The organism is Dokdonella sp., from assembly GCF_051958935.1.
In the GTDB taxonomy this organism is placed as follows: Bacteria; Pseudomonadota; Gammaproteobacteria; order Xanthomonadales; family Rhodanobacteraceae; genus Dokdonella_A.
Window position 1 is genome coordinate 1 of the sequence record NZ_JBQCFP010000043.1, and the last position, 15992, is coordinate 15992.

General features: G+C 68.8%; 12 protein-coding genes. 5 read left to right on the plus strand and 7 right to left on the minus strand.

The features are described 5' to 3' along the window. Window positions 1-188 precede the first annotated feature (188 nt). The 4 genes from ACTHK2_RS04035 to ACTHK2_RS04050 form a co-directional block, all read right to left on the minus strand. A complete protein-coding gene (locus ACTHK2_RS04035; RefSeq protein ID WP_440244411.1) occupies window positions 189-986 on the minus strand; it encodes a TSCPD domain-containing protein in 798 nt (265 codons plus the stop codon). Between the two features lie 339 nt (window positions 987-1325). Next, window positions 1326-1754 (minus strand): histone, encoded by a 429-nt coding sequence (locus ACTHK2_RS04040; RefSeq protein WP_440244412.1) that lies wholly within the window; start codon window positions 1752-1754, stop codon window positions 1326-1328. 72 nt (window positions 1755-1826) lie between these two features. Further along, window positions 1827-2357, minus strand: a complete 531-nt coding sequence (locus tag ACTHK2_RS04045) for a hypothetical protein (RefSeq protein ID WP_440244413.1) — start codon at window positions 2355-2357, stop codon at window positions 1827-1829. Window positions 2358-2510: 153 nt separating this feature from the next. Beyond that, entirely contained in the window at window positions 2511-4658 is a 2148-nt protein-coding gene (locus ACTHK2_RS04050) for an adenosylcobalamin-dependent ribonucleoside-diphosphate reductase (protein WP_440244414.1), read from the minus strand. A gap of 650 nt (window positions 4659-5308) precedes the next feature. Between ACTHK2_RS04050 and ACTHK2_RS04055 the strand changes: the two genes are divergently transcribed. The 4 genes from ACTHK2_RS04055 to ACTHK2_RS04070 all read left to right on the plus strand — a co-directional run bounded on the left by ACTHK2_RS04055 (window position 5309) and on the right by ACTHK2_RS04070 (window position 10744). After that, window positions 5309-6703 (plus strand): Do family serine endopeptidase, encoded by a 1395-nt coding sequence (locus ACTHK2_RS04055; protein ID WP_440244415.1) that lies wholly within the window; start codon window positions 5309-5311, stop codon window positions 6701-6703. A 522-nt stretch (window positions 6704-7225) separates the two neighbouring features. After that, window positions 7226-8515 (plus strand): substrate-binding domain-containing protein, encoded by a 1290-nt coding sequence (locus tag ACTHK2_RS04060; protein ID WP_440244416.1) that lies wholly within the window; start codon window positions 7226-7228, stop codon window positions 8513-8515. Window positions 8516-8530: 15 nt separating this feature from the next. Next, window positions 8531-9244 carry an HAD family hydrolase gene (locus ACTHK2_RS04065; protein ID WP_440244417.1) on the plus strand — a complete coding sequence of 238 codons (714 nt, stop codon included), beginning with the start codon at window positions 8531-8533 and terminating at the stop codon, window positions 9242-9244. A 141-nt stretch (window positions 9245-9385) separates the two neighbouring features. Beyond that, complete coding sequence (locus ACTHK2_RS04070) at window positions 9386-10744, plus strand: leucyl aminopeptidase family protein (protein WP_440244418.1); 1359 nt, start codon at window positions 9386-9388, stop codon at window positions 10742-10744. 376 nt (window positions 10745-11120) lie between these two features. Here the strand turns inward: ACTHK2_RS04070 and ACTHK2_RS04075 are convergent, their stop codons facing one another. The 3 genes from ACTHK2_RS04075 to lipB all read right to left on the minus strand — a co-directional run bounded on the left by ACTHK2_RS04075 (window position 11121) and on the right by lipB (window position 15178). After that, window positions 11121-13400, minus strand: coding sequence for a carboxy terminal-processing peptidase (locus tag ACTHK2_RS04075; protein WP_440244419.1), 2280 nt, complete (start codon window positions 13398-13400; stop codon window positions 11121-11123). A 108-nt stretch (window positions 13401-13508) separates the two neighbouring features. After that, the gene (gene lipA, locus ACTHK2_RS04080) at window positions 13509-14495 is read right to left on the minus strand and encodes a lipoyl synthase (RefSeq protein ID WP_440244420.1); all 987 of its coding nucleotides are present in this window, start codon (window positions 14493-14495) and stop codon (window positions 13509-13511) included. Beyond that, the gene (lipB, locus tag ACTHK2_RS04085) at window positions 14492-15178 is read right to left on the minus strand and encodes a lipoyl(octanoyl) transferase LipB (RefSeq protein WP_440244421.1); all 687 of its coding nucleotides are present in this window, start codon (window positions 15176-15178) and stop codon (window positions 14492-14494) included. Before lipB ends, lipA begins: the two co-directional genes overlap by 4 nt. Before the next feature lie 162 nt (window positions 15179-15340). Here lipB and ACTHK2_RS04090 point away from each other — a divergent pair. After that, window positions 15341-15992: hypothetical protein (locus ACTHK2_RS04090; protein ID WP_440244422.1), on the plus strand; the 652-nt coding region annotated here is incomplete at its 3' end.

Below are 15992 nucleotides of genomic sequence, written 5' to 3' on the forward strand. Positions count from 1 at the left end.
TTTCCATGCTCTTCAGGACCGCATAGATCGCGACCATCCTTCAGACCCAGCCTGTAAAAAAGCCTTCGGACTACCGCTTCTCGAAAGCGGTCTTCATCCAAGGAGAGCAGGAATTTTTCTTTTTCGATTCGACTTATCGATTCGATCGACATATTGTCAAACCTAGTTACTAAGAGATATTCAACGCCTCACCCGCACTTCGAATACCCACAATTCAAACACGTAGCACACCCATCCATGATGATCACGGCCGACGTATTGCACTTGTGGCACATCGTCGCCCCCGGCGGGAACGCACTCGCTTCACTCGCGGGCTTGGCCGCGGTTTCAGCACCCGCTCCCGCGAAGGAGACGTTGAACCCGCCGTTGCCGGCGCCTTCGACGGTCAGGCCGGCAGGCTCAGAGTTTTTTTTTGAGCGGGCGTCGTAGGCGGCGCGCTTCTCGGCGATGAGCTTCTTCTGGTGCTCGTCGAGTTCAGGGTCGTGCAGGAGGCCGATCATCTTGAGGTGTTGCTCGATGACCGCGCCGAGTTCGGCGACGATGCTCGGCATGTAGACGCCGCCGGCCTTGAAGTAGCCGCCGCGCGGGTCGAACACCGCCTTGAGCTCCTCCACGAGGAAGGTCACGTCGCCGCCCTTGCGGAATACGGCGGACATGATGCGCGTGAGCGCGACGATCCACTGGAAGTGCTCCATGTTCTTCGAGTTGATGAAGATCTCGAAGGGGCGGCGCAGTTCGTACTCGGTGCCCTGGTTGAGCACGATGTCGTTGATGGTCACGTACAGCGAGTGCTCGAACAGCGGCGACTTGATCTTGTAGGTGGCGCCGATCAGGGTTTCCGGGCGCTCGACCTTCTCGTGCATCTGGATGACTTCGGCCATCGGCATGCTCGGCGCGCTCTCCGGCGCTTCGGCGGCGGGGACGACCTTGGTGGTCTCTTCGGGCTTGACGACGGCGTAGCCCTTGATCTTCTTGGTGATCTTCATTGCGTGGTCCAGAGCAGTGATTCGTGATGGGTGATTCGTGATTCGGCGCGGTGAGGCGAGTCCGGGCGTCGGCGTGAAGCGTAAGGCCCGGGCTTCATTGGAGGCCCGCTTTGGCGGGCATCACGTCTCGGGGTGGAACGGGTGTTGCGGTATTTCCCTGCGGCCTGTCGTTGCGTCCGTGTACGGTGCTGCGTTCGTCGCGTCTGTGTCCGGGTGTTGCGTCGTCGCGTCTGTGTCGGGGTGATGCGGGTATTGCGGGTGCGTCGCGTCTGTGTTCGGGTGGAGCGGAAAACGGTGACCTGCGCCGCGCGGTACGCGGCGGCGCAGGCTTGGGTCGGGTCAGCGCCTGCCGCGCGTGGCCTTGCGGGCGGCCTTGCGGGGTGCGGACTTGCGCACCGTCTTGCGGACGGCAGCTTTGCGCGCGCCCTTGCGCGGCGCGGCCTTGCGCACGGCCTTGCGGGGCGCAGCCTTGCGGGTGGCCTTCTTCACGGCCTTGCGCGGTGCGGCCTTGCGCATGACCTTCTTGACCGCCTTGCGTACCGCCTTCTTCGCGGCGGAGGCTTTGCGGGCGACTTTCTTGGCCGCCTTCTTCACGGCCTTCTTCGCAGTGCCGGCGGCGGCCGCGAGTTCGTCCTTGCTCTTGCGCGCGATGTCCATGCGGTGCGCGCGGGCGTAGCTCTGGATGTCCTTGAACGAACCGTCGGCGTTGCGGACGGCGTAGAGCTTCTTGCCGCCTCGGCTGTACATCGTGGTGCGCTGGGTGGCCATGCTTCGCTCCTTCGCGGCGTGACGTCGTCACCTTCGGCCGGCCGCCGCGGACCGGCCGAAGGTGCGTGCGAATCAGCGGCGACGGCCCGCCTTCTTCGCGGCCTTGCGGGCAGGTGCGCGCTTGGCGGCCTTGCGGGCCGGCATCTTGCGCATCGCCTTCTTGGCGACCTTCTTCGTCGCCTTCTTCACGGCCGTGCGCGCGCCGGTGGCCTTGCGCGCGACCTTCTTCCTCGCCTTCTTCGCGGCCTTCTTCGCCGGTGCGGCCTTGCGCGCGACCTTCTTGACGGCCTTCTTCGTCGCCTTCTTCGCGGCAGCGACCTTCTTGCCTGCCTTCTTCGCCGCCTTCTTGGCCGGCGCGGCGGGCTTGGCACCGACGACCGACTTGGCCTTGGCGACGACCGCCTTCACCTTGCGCGCGGCCTGCTTGCGCGCCTTGGCGGCCTTGGTCGCGACCTTCTTGGCCGTGTTCTCGACCGCCTGCTTGGCGTCCGAGGCCGCGTTGCTGACCGAACTGGCGACCGCGCTGGCGGCGTCGGCGATCGAGCTGCCGATCTGCGACGCGCCTTCCTTCAGACCATCGAACGAACCGCCTTCACTGTGCATGGGGATCCCCTCTCCTGTTTCTCGGTGTTGTGAGCTTGACGGATGACGTGAATCTCGAGACACGGATGACGCAACGCCGGTGGCCGGTGGCCCATGCATCCATGGGCGTGTTCGCGCGATCGGGACGGGACACGGGCAAGCGTTCGCGAGCGCTCAGAACTTGCCGTAGTAGCCTTCCTTCAACGCGTCGAACAGGTTGGCCGCGGTGTGCGTTTCGCCATCGTACTCGATCTCTTCGTTGCCCTTGACCTCCACCACTTCGCCGTCTTCGAGTTCGAAGCGGTAGGTGGTGTTGGCCAGATCATGCTCCTTCACGAGCACTCCTTGGAAGGCCGCCGGGTTGAAGCGGAACGTGGTGCAACCCTTGAGCCCCTGCTTGTGCGCGTAGCGGTAGATGTCCTTGAAGTCTTCGTACGGGTAGGCGGTGGGGACGTTGGCGGTCTTGGAGATCGACGAGTCGACCCATTTCTGCGCGGCGGCCTGGATGTCGACGTGCTCGGTCGGGGTGATGTCGTCGGCCGCGACGAAGTAGTCCGGCAGCTTCTCGGCCGGGTCCTGCGAGAACGGCATCGCCTTGCCGTTGATGAGTTCGCGGTAGGCGAGGAGTTCGAAGCTGTACACCTCGACCTTCTCCTTGGACTTCTTGCCTTCGCGGATCACGTTGCGGCTGTAGTGGTGGGCGAACGAGGGCTCGATGCCGTTGCTCGCGTTGTTGGCGAGCGACAGGCTGATCGTGCCGGTCGGCGCGATCGAGCTGTGGTGGGTGAAGCGCGCGCCGATGTCGGCGAGCTCGGCGACGAGCGCGGGGGCGACTTCGGCCACGCGCTGCATGTAGCGGCTGTATTTCGCGTGCAGCACGCGGCCGGGGATCGTGTCGCCGACCTTCCAGCCGTCGGTGGCCATCTCCGGGCGCTTGCGCAGCATCTCGCCGGTGACGGTGAAGTCTTCGCTAAGGATCGGCGCCGGGCCCTTCTCCTTCGCGAGCGAGAGCGCGACTTCCCAGCCGGCGAGCGCCATTTCGCGGCTGACGTCCTCGGTGAACGCGCAGGCCTCGGGCGTGCCGTAGCGCTTCTTGAGCATCGTCAGCGTGCTGCCGAGGCCGAGGAAGCCCATGCCGTGGCGGCGCTTGCTCAGGATCTCGTTGCGCTGCTGCGCGAGCGGCAGGCCGTTGATCTCGACCACGTTGTCGAGCATGCGCGTGAAGACGCGCACGACCTCCTTGTACTCCTCCATGTCGAAGCGCGCGTTCGGGCCGAACGGGTCGCGCACGAAGGTGGTGAGGTTGACCGAGCCGAGCAGGCACGAGCCGTACGGCGGCAGCGGCTGCTCGCCGCAGGGGTTGGTCGCGCGGATGTTCTCGCACCACCAGTTGTTGTTCATCTCGTTGACGCGGTCGATGAGGATGAAGCCCGGCTCGGCGTAGTCGTACGTCGAGACCATGATCATGTCCCACAGGTGGCGCGCGCGCAGGTGGCCGTAGATCTTGCAGGCGACCAGGCCGTCGTCGCGCGTGACGTAGTTCTTGTGCGTCGGCCAGTCGCGCCAGACGACCGTGGCCGCGTCGGCGAGGTCGATCTCGCCCTGCTCCTTGACGTGGATCGGGAACACCAGCGGCCAGTCCGCGTCCTGCTCCACCGCTTCCATGAAGCCGTCGGTGATCAGCAGCGAGAGGTTGAACTGGCGCAGGCGCCCGTCCTCGCGCTTGGCCTTGATGAACTCGCGCACGTCCGGGTGCGAGACGTCGAACGTGCCCATCTGCGCGCCGCGGCGACCGCCTGCGGACGACACCGTGAAGCACATCTTGTCGTAGATATCCATGAACGACAGCGGCCCCGACGTGTACGCGCCGGCGCCCGACACGTACGCGCCGCGCGGGCGCAACGTCGAGAATTCATAGCCGATGCCGCACCCCGCCTTCAACGTGAGGCCGGCCTCGTGCACCTTCTCGAGGATGTCGTCCATCGAGTCCTCGATGGTCGCCGAGACGGTGCAGTTGATCGTCGAGGTCTTCGGCTTGTGTTCCTGCGCGCCCGCGTTGGACGTGATGCGCCCGGCCGGGATCGCCCCGCGGCGCAGCGCCCACAGGAAGCGTTCGTACCAGTAGGTTTTCTTTTCCTGGGTTTCCTCGACCTCGGCGAGCGCCCGCGCGATGCGCTGGTAGCTGTGGTCGATGTCCCTGTCGACTGGCTCGCCCTGCTTGGATTTGAGGCGGTATTTCTTGTCCCAGATGTCGTAGGACGCCGGCTGCAGCGGAATGTCCGCCGCGCCGCGCGCGAGCTGCTCAAGGCGCACCGTGCTCATGTTGTTTTCTTGCTCCCGTACCCATCGGCTCACGCCGACGTTGCCAACCGATGCCTGCGCCACCCTCCCGAGGCGACGCAGCCTCCTGCTTCCTGCCTGTACCCCACCTGCTGCGCGGCACAATCTATAGGTTGCGCCGCGCAAGGCGAACACAAGATGTTGTGACGCCGACGGCCAAAACTACGCCGCTCGCCCGATGAAGTAAAGCTTGACTCACAGCGAATCGCGGTCTGATGCGATTCGTGACATGCAGGCCTTCGACTCCGCTCGCTGCACGAGCTGCGCTCGACGCGAACGGGGTGTGGGCTGGGGCGTCGCGAGAACGCGCAGCCGGCCGGCTGGATCAAGCGCGAGCGGCGGATCCGGCGCTTGCGCGCCATGATCCCCGCCGCGCCGGCGACACCGGCCCCACACGCGTTCGCCCTGATCGCAGGCGCTCAGGGCCGGCGTCGAAAAGGCCGTCAACCTGAACGGCTGCCCGCACGGCGCAGCCGGAGTGCTTGAATGGCGGGAAACCGGCGCCTATCCGTGCGGTCAGAGAGCAGCCCGTGCGGTACGTCGTCGGCGCCTGCGGTTCATCCGCGGCGCGCCACCCTGCCGCCGAACCGGTTCCCGCGCATTTCACCCATCGACACCCAAGGACGTTGCCCATGACCGCGACCACCCGTCGTTTCGCCTACGCCTCGCTGCCGCTGCTGCTCGGCCTCGCCCTCGGCGCGCTGTCTACGGGCGGCGGGCACCCGGCGACCGCCGCGCTGCCGCCGGCGATCGACGGCCAGGCGCTGCCGTCGCTCGCGCCGATGCTCGAGCGGGTGACGCCCGCCGTGGTCAACATCGCGTCGAAAACGCACATCGCCGTGCGCAACCCGTACTTCGACGACCCGATCTTCCGCCGCTTCTTCGGCGTGCCGAACACGCCGCGCGAGCGCGTGCAGCAGTCGCTCGGCTCGGGCGTCGTCGTCGACGCGGCGAAGGGTTACATCCTCACCAACAACCATGTCGTCGACGGCGCCGACGACATTTCGGTGACCCTCTCCGATGGCCGCACGCAGAAGGCGAAGGTGCTCGGCACCGACCCCGACACCGACCTCGCGGTGCTGCAGATCCCGGCCGAGAAGCTCACCGCGCTGCCGATCGCCGACTCGTCCGCGCTGCGCATGGGCGACTTCGTGGTCGCGGTCGGCGACCCGTTCGGCATCGGCCAGAGCGCGAGCACGGGCATCGTCTCCGGCCTCGGCCGCAGCGGCCTGCGCGGTGCGGGCTACCAGAACTTCATCCAGACCGACGCGTCGATCAACCCGGGCAATTCCGGCGGCCCGCTGGTGAACCTGCGCGGCGAACTCGTCGGCATCAACTCGATGATCTACACGCCCTCGGGTGGCAGCGTCGGCATCGGCTTCGCGATCCCGTCCAATCTCGCCAGCGACGTCATGCGCCAGCTCGTCACGACCGGCCAGGTCAAGCGCGGCGTGCTCGGCGTCGAGGCGCAGGACCTCACGCCCGAACTCGCGCGCGTGCTCGCGCTCGACGGCACGCACGGCGCGGTCGTCACGCGCGTGCGCGCGAATTCGCCGGCCGAGACCGCGGGGCTGCGCGCGGGCGACGTGATCGTCTCGCTCAACGGCAAGAGCGTCGCGGGCGAGCAGGACCTGCACAACATCGAAGGGCTCACCGCGCCGGGCTCGGCCGTCGCGGTCGGCGTGCAGCGCGAGGGCAAGCTCATCACGATCAGCACGACGCTCAAGCCCACCGAGTTGCAGGTGCTCAAGGGCGACGCGCTCGATCCGCGCCTCGCCGGCGTCACGTTCACCGAACTCGCCGACAACGTGCGCCGCCAGGGCGTCGGCGGCGTCAGCGTGAGCCGCGTCGCCGAGCCCAGCCGCGCGTACGCCGCGGGGTTGCGCAACGGCGACGTGATCGTCGCGCTCAACCGCCGCGACCTTGCCGGCGCGAGCGATTTCTCGCGCCTGCTCGCGAGCCGTCCGCGCCAGCTCATGCTCACGTTGTTGCGCGGGGACGAGGCGTATTACCTGCTCCTGCAGTGAGGGTCCTCGTGTAGGGCGGTACGCGCGCATGCGCGTGCCGCCGCGTGCGTCGCGGCGCCCCATGGGCCACCCGTCGTGGCGGCGGGACTCGCGCTGCGCGCTCGACCCGCCTGCCCCGATCCCATCGCGCCGCAGATCATGTAGCGCGGTACGCGCGCATGCGCGTGCCGCCGCGACGACCGAGAACCCCGTGGGAGCGGCGTCAGTCGCAGGGTGGTACGCAGCCGCGCCAGCGGCGAGTCCCACCGTCGCGTCGCAACGCCCATGGGCAGGACACGCGCTCGTGCGGTCGCATCCGTTCACGAGGTGGGCGCCGCCGCGTGCCACGCGGGGTGGCGGCGGTGGGTATAGCGGTCGTGGCGCTGCAGCCATTCACGGTTCGCACCGCCGCGTCCCATCTACGAGGTCGGGGGCCGCGGGGCGTTCAGGGAACCGGCCCGCCGCTGTGCGCGCGGTCGCGGCAGGCGGCGGACCTGCGTGCTAAGGTGCGCCCCTCTCCGTTCACCGCGCGAAACACACGTCATGTCGCCACGCCGCTTCCTCCGCCCGCTGCTGCTTGCCGCGGCTGCCCTCCTCGGCACGGGCTTCGCCGTCGCCGCCCCGCAGGACGATCTCGTCTGGCGCGGTGATCACGCCACCGGCCGCGCGATCATGGACGACCTCGCCAAGGAATACGCCAAGCAGAAGCTCGGCAAGATCTCGCTGCAGCCGTTCAGCACCGTGTCCGGCCTCGATGCGGTCGCCAACGGCAGCGCCGACATCGCCGGCAGCGCGCGCGGTAAGTACGTGCGCCGCGCCGAGGAAGCGCCGCTCGAGTTCTCGCCGGTCGCGCTCGATGCGGCGGTGCTCGTGACGCACCCGAAGAATCCGGTGCGCAGCCTCACGCTCAAGCAGGTCTACGACATCTACTTCGGCCGCATCAAGAACTGGAAGGACCTCGGCGGCGAAGACAAGGAGATCAACCTCTACGGCATCGCCGCGCCGCTCGACGGCGTCGAGTACAGCTTGCGCGAACTCGTCTACCGCAAGGGCGACCAGCCGGTCGCGGTGCCGCGCCTGTACCTCAACACGATCAAGCTCGAGGAAGCGATCACGCTCGATCCGGCGGGCCTCGGCCTGTCGACGTTCGCGAGCGTCTACGCGAACAAGGGCGTGCGCGCGATGCAGATCGAAGGCGTGGATCCGTCCGTGCGCAACGTCACCGACGGCACCTACCCGCTCTACATCACGCTCTACTCGGTCAACCGCGCCGACTCGCCCAAGCTCGCCGCGATCGACAAGTTCCGCAATTTCCTCGCCACGCCCGCGGCGAAGGAGATCCTCCGGAAGCACCAGCTGATTCCGTATGCGGACGCGAACGACCTCGTCGCGAAGAACGACGAACGCATGAAGTTCATCGACGCGCGCGTCGGCCGCGACGCGGTCGCCGCCGCGGCGCTCGTGGCGGGCACGACCCCGCCGCCGCCGGTCGCCGCACCGCGCGCGACGCTCGCCGCCAAGCAGGGCATCGCGCCGACCTCCGACACCGCGCAGGCCGCGCGCGAGAACCTCGCGCGTGCCGAGGCGAAGAAGCAGGCCGAAGCCGAGGCGCAGAAGATCGCCGAGGCGAATGCGAAGAAGGCTGCCGCGGCAAAGGCGACACCGGTCGCGAAGGCCGACCCGGCGCCGAAGAAAGCCGCCGCACCGGCCAAGCCGAAGGTCGCGAAGGCGGCGCCGAAGCCGAAGGCCACCGCGAAGGCCGAAGCCCCGAAGGCCGAGGCCCCGAAGGCGCCCTCGTTCGGCAACGTCAGCGCGGGCAGCACCGGCCACTGAGTTTCGCGCGGCAGCATGCGCATCCGCGCGGTCTCGCTCGACCTCGACGACACGCTGTGGCCGATCGAGCCCGCGATCGTCGCGGCCGAGCAGGCGCTCGACGACTGGCTGCGCACCCATCATGCGCCCGTCGCCGCGGCGTGGCCGATCGCCGCGCTGCGTGAGCTGCGCGAGCGCGTCTCGGACGAACACCCGCATCTCGCCCACGACTACACCGCGCAGCGCCTGATCACGCTCGAACGCGCGTTCGCCGCGTGCGGCATCGGCGACGAGCACGTCGCCGACGCCTACGAGGTGTATTTCGCCGCGCGCAACCGCGTCGACTGCTACGCCGACGCCCTGCCCGCCTTGCAGTCGATCGGCGCGCGCCTGCCGCTCGCGAGCATCTCCCACGGCAATGCCGATCTCGCGCGCATCGGCCTGCGCGCGCACTTCCGCGCCTGCATCTCGGCGCGCGAGTGCGGCACCGCCAAGCCGGCCGCGGCGATCTTCCATGCCGCCTGCGACGCGCTCGGCCTCGCGCCCGGCGACGTGCTGCACGTCGGCGACGATCCGTGGCTCGACGTCGCAGGCGCGCAGGCGGCGGGCCTGCGCACCGCGTGGCTCAACCGCGGCGGTGGACCCTGGCCCGAGCACGCGGCGCTCGCCGGCGTGCGGCCCGATCTCGAGCTGCGCGACCTCGGCGAACTCGCGCGCTGGATCGAGGCACGTGCACACGAAGGCGGCTGAACGGCGAGCACGCGGCGCCGCCGACGAGGCACAATCCGTGTCTGCCGCCGCGTTCGAATCCCGAGCGTGCGGATGGGCCGGCGCCCGCCGCAGCGAGGAGCCGGCGATCGACAGACGAGGACAGCGATGGATGCCTGGAGCATGACCAAGGACGCCGACGGCGCGACACCCCTGATCGCAGTCGACCGCACGAATTTCGCCGCGGTCGCCGACGCGCTCGGCGCGACGGTGCGGCGCTGGTGCGCCGCGAACGATTTCGGCGGCGAGGCGGGCCGCTTCGTGCTCGTGCCCGGCGACGACGGCGGTGCCGGCGTCGTACTCGCAGGCTGCGATCCCCGCGAGGGCCTGTTCGCCCTCGCCTCGTTGCCGGCGCGCCTGCCCACGGGCCGCTACGCGCTCGACGCGCGCGGTCTCACGCTCGATGCGGCCGACGTCGCGCTCGGCTGGGCGCTCGGCGCGTACCAGTTCACGCGTTACAAGAAACCTGCGCGCAAGCCTGCGCAGCTCGTCGTCGACGACGCGGTCGCCGTGCATGTCGAGGCGCTCGCCGCCGCGGCGTACCAGGTGCGCGACCTCGTCAACACGCCGACCGAGCACATGGGCCCGGCCGAACTCGCCGGCGCCGTGCGCGCGCTCGCCGAACGGCACGGCGCGTTCTATCGCGAGTGGGTCGGCGACGAATTGCTCGCCGCGAATTTCCCGACCATCCACGCGGTCGGCCGCGCGAGCCATCGCGCGCCGCGCCTGGCCGAGCTCAGCTACGGCGTCGCCGACGCACCGCATGTCGTGCTGGTCGGCAAGGGCGTGTGCTTCGACACCGGCGGCCTCGACATCAAGCCGTCCGACGGCATGCGCTGGATGAAGAAGGACATGGGCGGCGCCGCGCACGCGATCGCGCTCGCCTCGCTCGTGCTCGCGGCCAAGCTGCCGGTGCGCCTGACCCTGCTCGTGCCCGCGGTCGAGAACGCGATCGCCGGCAACGCCTACCGGCCCGGCGAGGTGATCACGACGCGGGCGGGCCTCAGCGTCGAGGTCGACAACACCGACGCCGAAGGCCGCCTCGTGCTGTGCGACGCGCTCGCGTACGCGGCGGAGCAGAAGCCCGACCTCATCCTCGACTTCGCCACCCTCACCGGCGCCGCGCGCGTCGCGCTCGGCCCGGACCTGCCGGCCCTCTTCGCCAATCGCGACGAGATCGCCGGCGCGCTGCTCGAAGCGGCGCAGGCGACGCGTGATCCGCTCTGGCGCCTGCCGCTGTGGCGGCCTTATCTCACGATGCTCGACTCGCACGTCGCCGATCTCGCCAACGCGGGCGCCTCGCGCCATGCCGGCGCGATCACCGCCGCGCTCTACCTCGAACGCTTCGTCCCCGACGCGCTGCCGTGGGTGCATCTGGACGTCTATTCGTGGAACGACGCCGACACGCCGGGCCGCCCGCGCGGCGGCGAGGCGCAGGGGTTGAGGGCGTATTTCGAGTTCTTGCGGCGTCGGTATTCCTGAGGATCACCTCGTTTCGTCTGGCCTCGCGCGAATGCATCGGTTCGCCCCGCATTCGTAGGGTGGGACGCAGCCGCGCAGCGGCGAGTCCCACCATTCGTTGACGATGACGCTCCATCGGCGCACGGTGGGACTCGCGGTCGGATGCATCGCATCCATTCACGGTTCGCGCCGCTGCGTCCCACCCTACGACCTCGCGCGGCGAAAGCGGCGGGACTCGCGCTGCGCGCTCGACCCGCCCTACCGGTGCCGGCTCGCTCGCGTTGTGCGGCGGTGCGCATGCATGCGCGTGCCGCTGCGCGCATCGCCGCGGCGGAAACCGTCAAACGAAAAAGGCCCGGAATCCCGGGCCTTTTTCAATGCATCGTGCAGGGGACCATCAGTTCACCTCGAGCGGCACTACCGCGCCGCGCGGCAGCACCTGCTGGGCGAGCTTGGTGTCGGCGCGCACGAGGCCGATTTCGTCGGCGAGGATGTGCGCGGCTTCGTCGAGGATGATGTCGCGCTTGTCCTTCGCTTCCTTCTCACGTGCGACGTCGGTCGAGATGCCGCGCTCGTCCGGCTGCAGGCCGTCGTCCTGCAGGTTGGCGGGCTTGTCGCCGGCATCGTCGACGGTGGCGCCGGCGACACGCGACGTATCGTCCGTGGCCGGCTTGCGGCCACCCTTGTCCTTCGCCTCGTCGGTGAGCTTCTGCTGCGTCTTCGCGGCGGGGTCGGCTTCGGGCACCGCGTGGCCGACGGCCGCGTCGCGCGCCTTGCGCTTGGCTTCCTGCTCGTCGCGCTCCTTGCGCCGCACTTGCTCGTTGAGCGACACCGTCTTCTGCTCGCGCAAGGTGCGCAGGTCCGCGAGGTCGGCTTCGAAGTTCTTCCACTCGCCGTTGGCGGCGATGCGGCCGGCGTGGCGTTCGGCGAGGAGCGGCACGATGGGCTTGAGGTCCGCGACCGGCTGGTATTTCGCCGGCGCGATAGACGTCCACGGCAGCGCGTTGTCGTAGCTCGACTCGCCGAAGTCCTGCGCGTCGACGGTGAGCGGGAAGCTGATGTCGGGCGTGACGCCGCGCAGCTGGGTCGAGCCGCCGTTGATGCGGAAGAACTGGGCGATGGTCATCTTGACCTCGCCATAGGCGGGCTTCTCGTTGTGCGCGACGTCGTCGAGGTCGACGAGGTTCTGCACGGTGCCCATGCCGAACGTCGGCTCGCCGATGATGACACCGCGGCCGTAGTCCTGGATCGCCGCGGCGAAGATCTCCGACGCGGACGCGGAGGCGCGGTTGACGAGCACCGCGAGCGGACCGTCCCAGGCCATGCCCGCGCGCGTGTCGGCGTCGGCTTCGACCTGGCCGCTCGCATTGCGCACCTGCACGACCGGGCCCTTGTCGATGAACAGGCCCGTGAGGTCGGTCGCCTCGGCGAGCGAGCCGCCGCCGTTGTTGCGCAGGTCGACGATGACGCCGTCGACCTTGTCGGCCTTGAGTTCGCCGAGCAGCTTCTCGACGTCGCGCGTCGCGCTCTTGTAGTCGCGGTCGCCGCGGCGGCGCGCGTCGAAGTCCTGGTAGAACGTCGGCAGCGAGATCACGCCGATGCGGCGCGTGTGCTGCGCGTCCTTGATCTCGATGATCGACTTCTTCGCCGCCTGCTCCTCGATGCTGACCTTCTTGCGCACGAGCGAGAGCGTGAAATGCTTGCCGTCGGGGCCCGCGTCGGCGGGCAGCACCTCGAGGCGCACGACCGTGTCCTTGTTGCCGCGGATCTTGTCGACGACGTCGTCGAGGCGCCAGCCGACCACGTCGGTGATCGGCCCGTTCTCGCCCTGGCCCACGCCGACCACGCGGTCGCCGACCTGGAGCTGCTTGGACAGCGCGGCCGGCCCGCCCGGCACGATCTCGCGGATCGCCGTGTAGTCGTCGTCACGCTGCAGCACCGCGCCGATGCCCTCGAGCGAGAGCTTCATCGCGATGTCGAAGTTCTCCGACGCGCGCGGGCCGAGGTAATTCGTGTGCGGCTCGATCGACGAGGCGTACGCGTTCATGAAGGTCTGGAACACGTCTTCGCTGTTGAGCTGGCGCACGCGGTCGAGGTAGTTCGCGTAGCGCTTGTCGAGCGTCTCGCGGATGTCCTTCTCCGGCTTGCCGGCGAGCTTGAGGCGCAGCCAGTCGTTCTTGATGCGCTTGCGCCAGACGTCGTTGACCTCGGCATCGTCCTTCGGCCACGGCGCCTTGTCGCGCTCGTAGACGTAGCTCTCGTCCTTGGAGAAATCGAAGCCCTTGGGCAGGAGCGAGCGCGCATAGGCGACGCGTTCGGCCACGCGCTGCTCGTAGATGTTGAACATCGCGTACGGCGCGGCGAGGTCCTGGTCGTCGATCGCGTCGTCGAGCGCGGTGCGGTAGGCCGCGAACTTGTCGATGTCGGCCTGGGTGAAGAACAGCCGGTCGCCGTCGAGCGCGTCGAGGTAGCGCTTGAAGATCTGCTCGCTCATCGCATCGTCGAGCGGCATCGGCTTGTAGTGGAAATGGGTGAGGAAGCGCGTCGCCCAGACCGCGGCCTCGCTTTGCGACGGCGTCGCCTTGAGCAGCGGCGCGCCTTCTTCACGCGTGGGTTTGGCGAACGCGACCGGGCCGACGAGGGCGGCCAGGGCGAGGCAGAGCAGCGACTTCCGCATGAAACCGATCTCCTGGGCGCGAATGGGCTTCGCGACGTGACACGGATGCACCGTACGTCCTGTACGGAATTTTGGCGAGGGTGATTTCACCCGGACTTCTCTATTAACTCAGGCAACCTGAACGTAACCGGCCGCGTGGGCCATCTCGTCGGCGTGGTACGACGAACGCACCAGCGGCCCCGCGGCGACGTGCTGGAAGCCGATGCGGTAGCCGATCTCCTCGATCGCCTTGAACTCGTCCGGGGTCCAGTAACGCAGCACGGGATGATGGTGCGCGGTCGGCTGCAGGTACTGGCCGATCGTAACCATATCGACATCGTGCGCGCGCAGATCGTTCAACGTTTCCTCGATCTGTTCCAACGTCTCGCCGAGTCCGAGCATGATGCCGGACTTGGTCGGGACGTCCGGGTGCTGCGCCTTGAAGCGCTTGAGGAGTTCCAGTGACCAGTCGTAGTCGGCGCCCGGGCGCACCTCGCGGTAGAGCGCTCGCGGCGTCTCGAGGTTGTGGTTGAACACGTCCGGCGGCTCGGCGGCGAACACCTCGAGCGCGCGCTCCATGCGTCCCTTGCCGCGGAAGTCCGGGGTCAGGATCTCGATGCGGATGCCGGGGTTCTCGAAGCGCACGGCCTTGATGCACGCGGCGAAATGCGCCGCGCCGCCATCGCGCAGGTCGTCGCGGTCGACCGAGGTGATCACGACGTACTTGAGGCCCATGTCGCGGATCGTGCCGGCGAGATGGGCGGGTTCGAGCGGATCGGGCGGCTTGGGTCGGCCGTGGGCGACGTCGCAGAACGAGCAGCGGCGCGTGCAGACCTCGCCGAGGATCATGAACGTCGCGGTGCCCTTGCCGAAGCACTCGTGGATGTTCGGGCAGGAGGCTTCCTCGCAGACCGTGACGAGGCGGTTCTCGCGCAGCTTCGCCTTGAGCTTGGCGACCGCGTTGCCGGGCGGGATGCGCACGCGGATCCACGAGGGCTTGCGCAGCATCGGCGCGTCGGCGAAGCCGGCGCGGTTGCGCGCGATCTTGTCCTCGCCGAGCTGTTTTTCGGGCGCGTCGACGACGGTCAGCGGAATGGTCTTCAGGGAGTCGCTCATGCGGGCTGCGCGACGCGCGGGGCATCGCCGGTCGGAACGCGGGGGATTTCGGCGGCGGCGGGCACGGGATCGAGCCCGAACTGGCGCGCCAGTTCGCCGATCAGGACCGCTTCCACCGCGGCGAGCGAGCCTGGTCCACCCAAGTCTAGCACCTGGGTGACGGCGAGGCCCTGATAGCCGCAGGGATTGATGCGGTGGAACGGTTCGAGATCCATCGCGATGTTGAAGGCGAGGCCGTGGAACGAGCAGCCGCGGCGCACGCGCAGGCCGAGCGCGGCGACCTTGGCGTCGCCGACGTACACGCCCGGGGCGCCCTCGCGCCGTACGGCGATGATGTTCCAGGTCGCGAGCGTGTCGATGATCGCCTGCTCGATGCGCTCGACCAGGTCGCGCACGCCGACCTTGAGCCGGCGCAGGTCGAATAGGGGATAGGCGACGATCTGTCCGGGCCCGTGGTAGGTCACCTGCCCGCCGCGGTCGACCGGCACCACCGGGATCTCGCCCGGCAGCAGCACGTGCTCCCATTTGCCGGCCTGGCCGAGCGTGAAGACCGGGTCGTGCTCGAGCACCCACAGTTCATCCGGAGTATCCGGGCCGCGCGCATCGGTGAACGCCTGCATCGCGCGCCAGACGGGTTCGTAGGGTTGCCGGCCGAGGCGGCGGACGAGGACGGGTCGGGACATCGCGGCGACATGGGGACGGGGCGCACTCGGCGCAAGCGGAAGGACCGGCCGAGCGTGCGAAATCCCGCAATCGCCACCTCGACCCCGGAATCGCCGCTGCGGCATTGCTAGAATTCCACAACGCACACGCGGCGGGAGGCGGTCATGGTGGCACGAATCCTTGTGGCAGGCATCGTCTTCGCCCTCGGCCAGGGTCTCGCGGCCGCCTCGGACGAATCGCTCCCGTTCGACGATGCGCCGAGCGGCGACATGACGCCGACCGACTACCGGCAGGTGGAGCGCGATCTCTACGACGCGCTGCGCGGCGCCGCCTCGCCGCGCCAGCAGGTACTCGCGGGCCGGCTCTACCTCGATGAAGACGAAACACCGAGCGCGTTGCGGCCCAAACGCGAGGAGGTCGTCGCGCAGGCCGCTCGCGCGGCGCCGCAGGACGCCTTCGTGCAGTGGATGGCCGCCGACGCCGGCAGCTACTACAGCAGCCAGTGCGGCCCGACGCGGTGGCCGGTCGCCGAGGTCGCCAGCCTCGTGCGCCTGGAACCGGACAATGCGGGCGCGCTGCAGTACGCGGTCGCGCTCGCGCAAGCGAAGCAGGACGATGCCGCGCTCGACGAGGCGCTCGCCCGCATGGCCTCGGCGACGCGCGCCGACGATCATCTCGGCGATGAGATCGCCGAATGGCGCAAGGTCTACATGGCGCATCCGGAAGGCAACCTCGTCCTTCCGATGTGGAGCGAGGCGCCCGCGACCGAGCGTGCGCTGCTCGGCGCGCTGAACCAGACCAGCTATCGCGCCTCACCCGTCCAATCCGCCCTCG

What these genes read in the sequence shown, in the direction of transcription:
- ACTHK2_RS04045 (WP_440244413.1), bottom strand. Translation starts at nt 2,357, where the DNA reads ATGCACAGTGAAGGCGGTTCGTTCGATGGTCTGAAGGAAGGCGCGTCG.
- ACTHK2_RS04035 (WP_440244411.1), bottom strand. Translation starts at nt 986, where the DNA reads ATGAAGATCACCAAGAAGATCAAGGGCTACGCCGTCGTCAAGCCCGAA.
- ACTHK2_RS04060 (WP_440244416.1), top strand. Translation starts at nt 7,226, where the DNA reads ATGTCGCCACGCCGCTTCCTCCGCCCGCTGCTGCTTGCCGCGGCTGCC.
- lipA (WP_440244420.1), bottom strand. Translation starts at nt 14,495, where the DNA reads ATGAGCGACTCCCTGAAGACCATTCCGCTGACCGTCGTCGACGCGCCC.
- ACTHK2_RS04075 (WP_440244419.1), bottom strand. Translation starts at nt 13,400, where the DNA reads ATGCGGAAGTCGCTGCTCTGCCTCGCCCTGGCCGCCCTCGTCGGCCCG.
- ACTHK2_RS04055 (WP_440244415.1), top strand. Translation starts at nt 5,309, where the DNA reads ATGACCGCGACCACCCGTCGTTTCGCCTACGCCTCGCTGCCGCTGCTG.
- ACTHK2_RS04070 (WP_440244418.1), top strand. Translation starts at nt 9,386, where the DNA reads ATGACCAAGGACGCCGACGGCGCGACACCCCTGATCGCAGTCGACCGC.
- ACTHK2_RS04040 (WP_440244412.1), bottom strand. Translation starts at nt 1,754, where the DNA reads ATGGCCACCCAGCGCACCACGATGTACAGCCGAGGCGGCAAGAAGCTC.
- ACTHK2_RS04050 (WP_440244414.1), bottom strand. Translation starts at nt 4,658, where the DNA reads ATGAGCACGGTGCGCCTTGAGCAGCTCGCGCGCGGCGCGGCGGACATT.
- ACTHK2_RS04065 (WP_440244417.1), top strand. Translation starts at nt 8,531, where the DNA reads ATGCGCATCCGCGCGGTCTCGCTCGACCTCGACGACACGCTGTGGCCG.
- lipB (WP_440244421.1), bottom strand. Translation starts at nt 15,178, where the DNA reads ATGTCCCGACCCGTCCTCGTCCGCCGCCTCGGCCGGCAACCCTACGAA.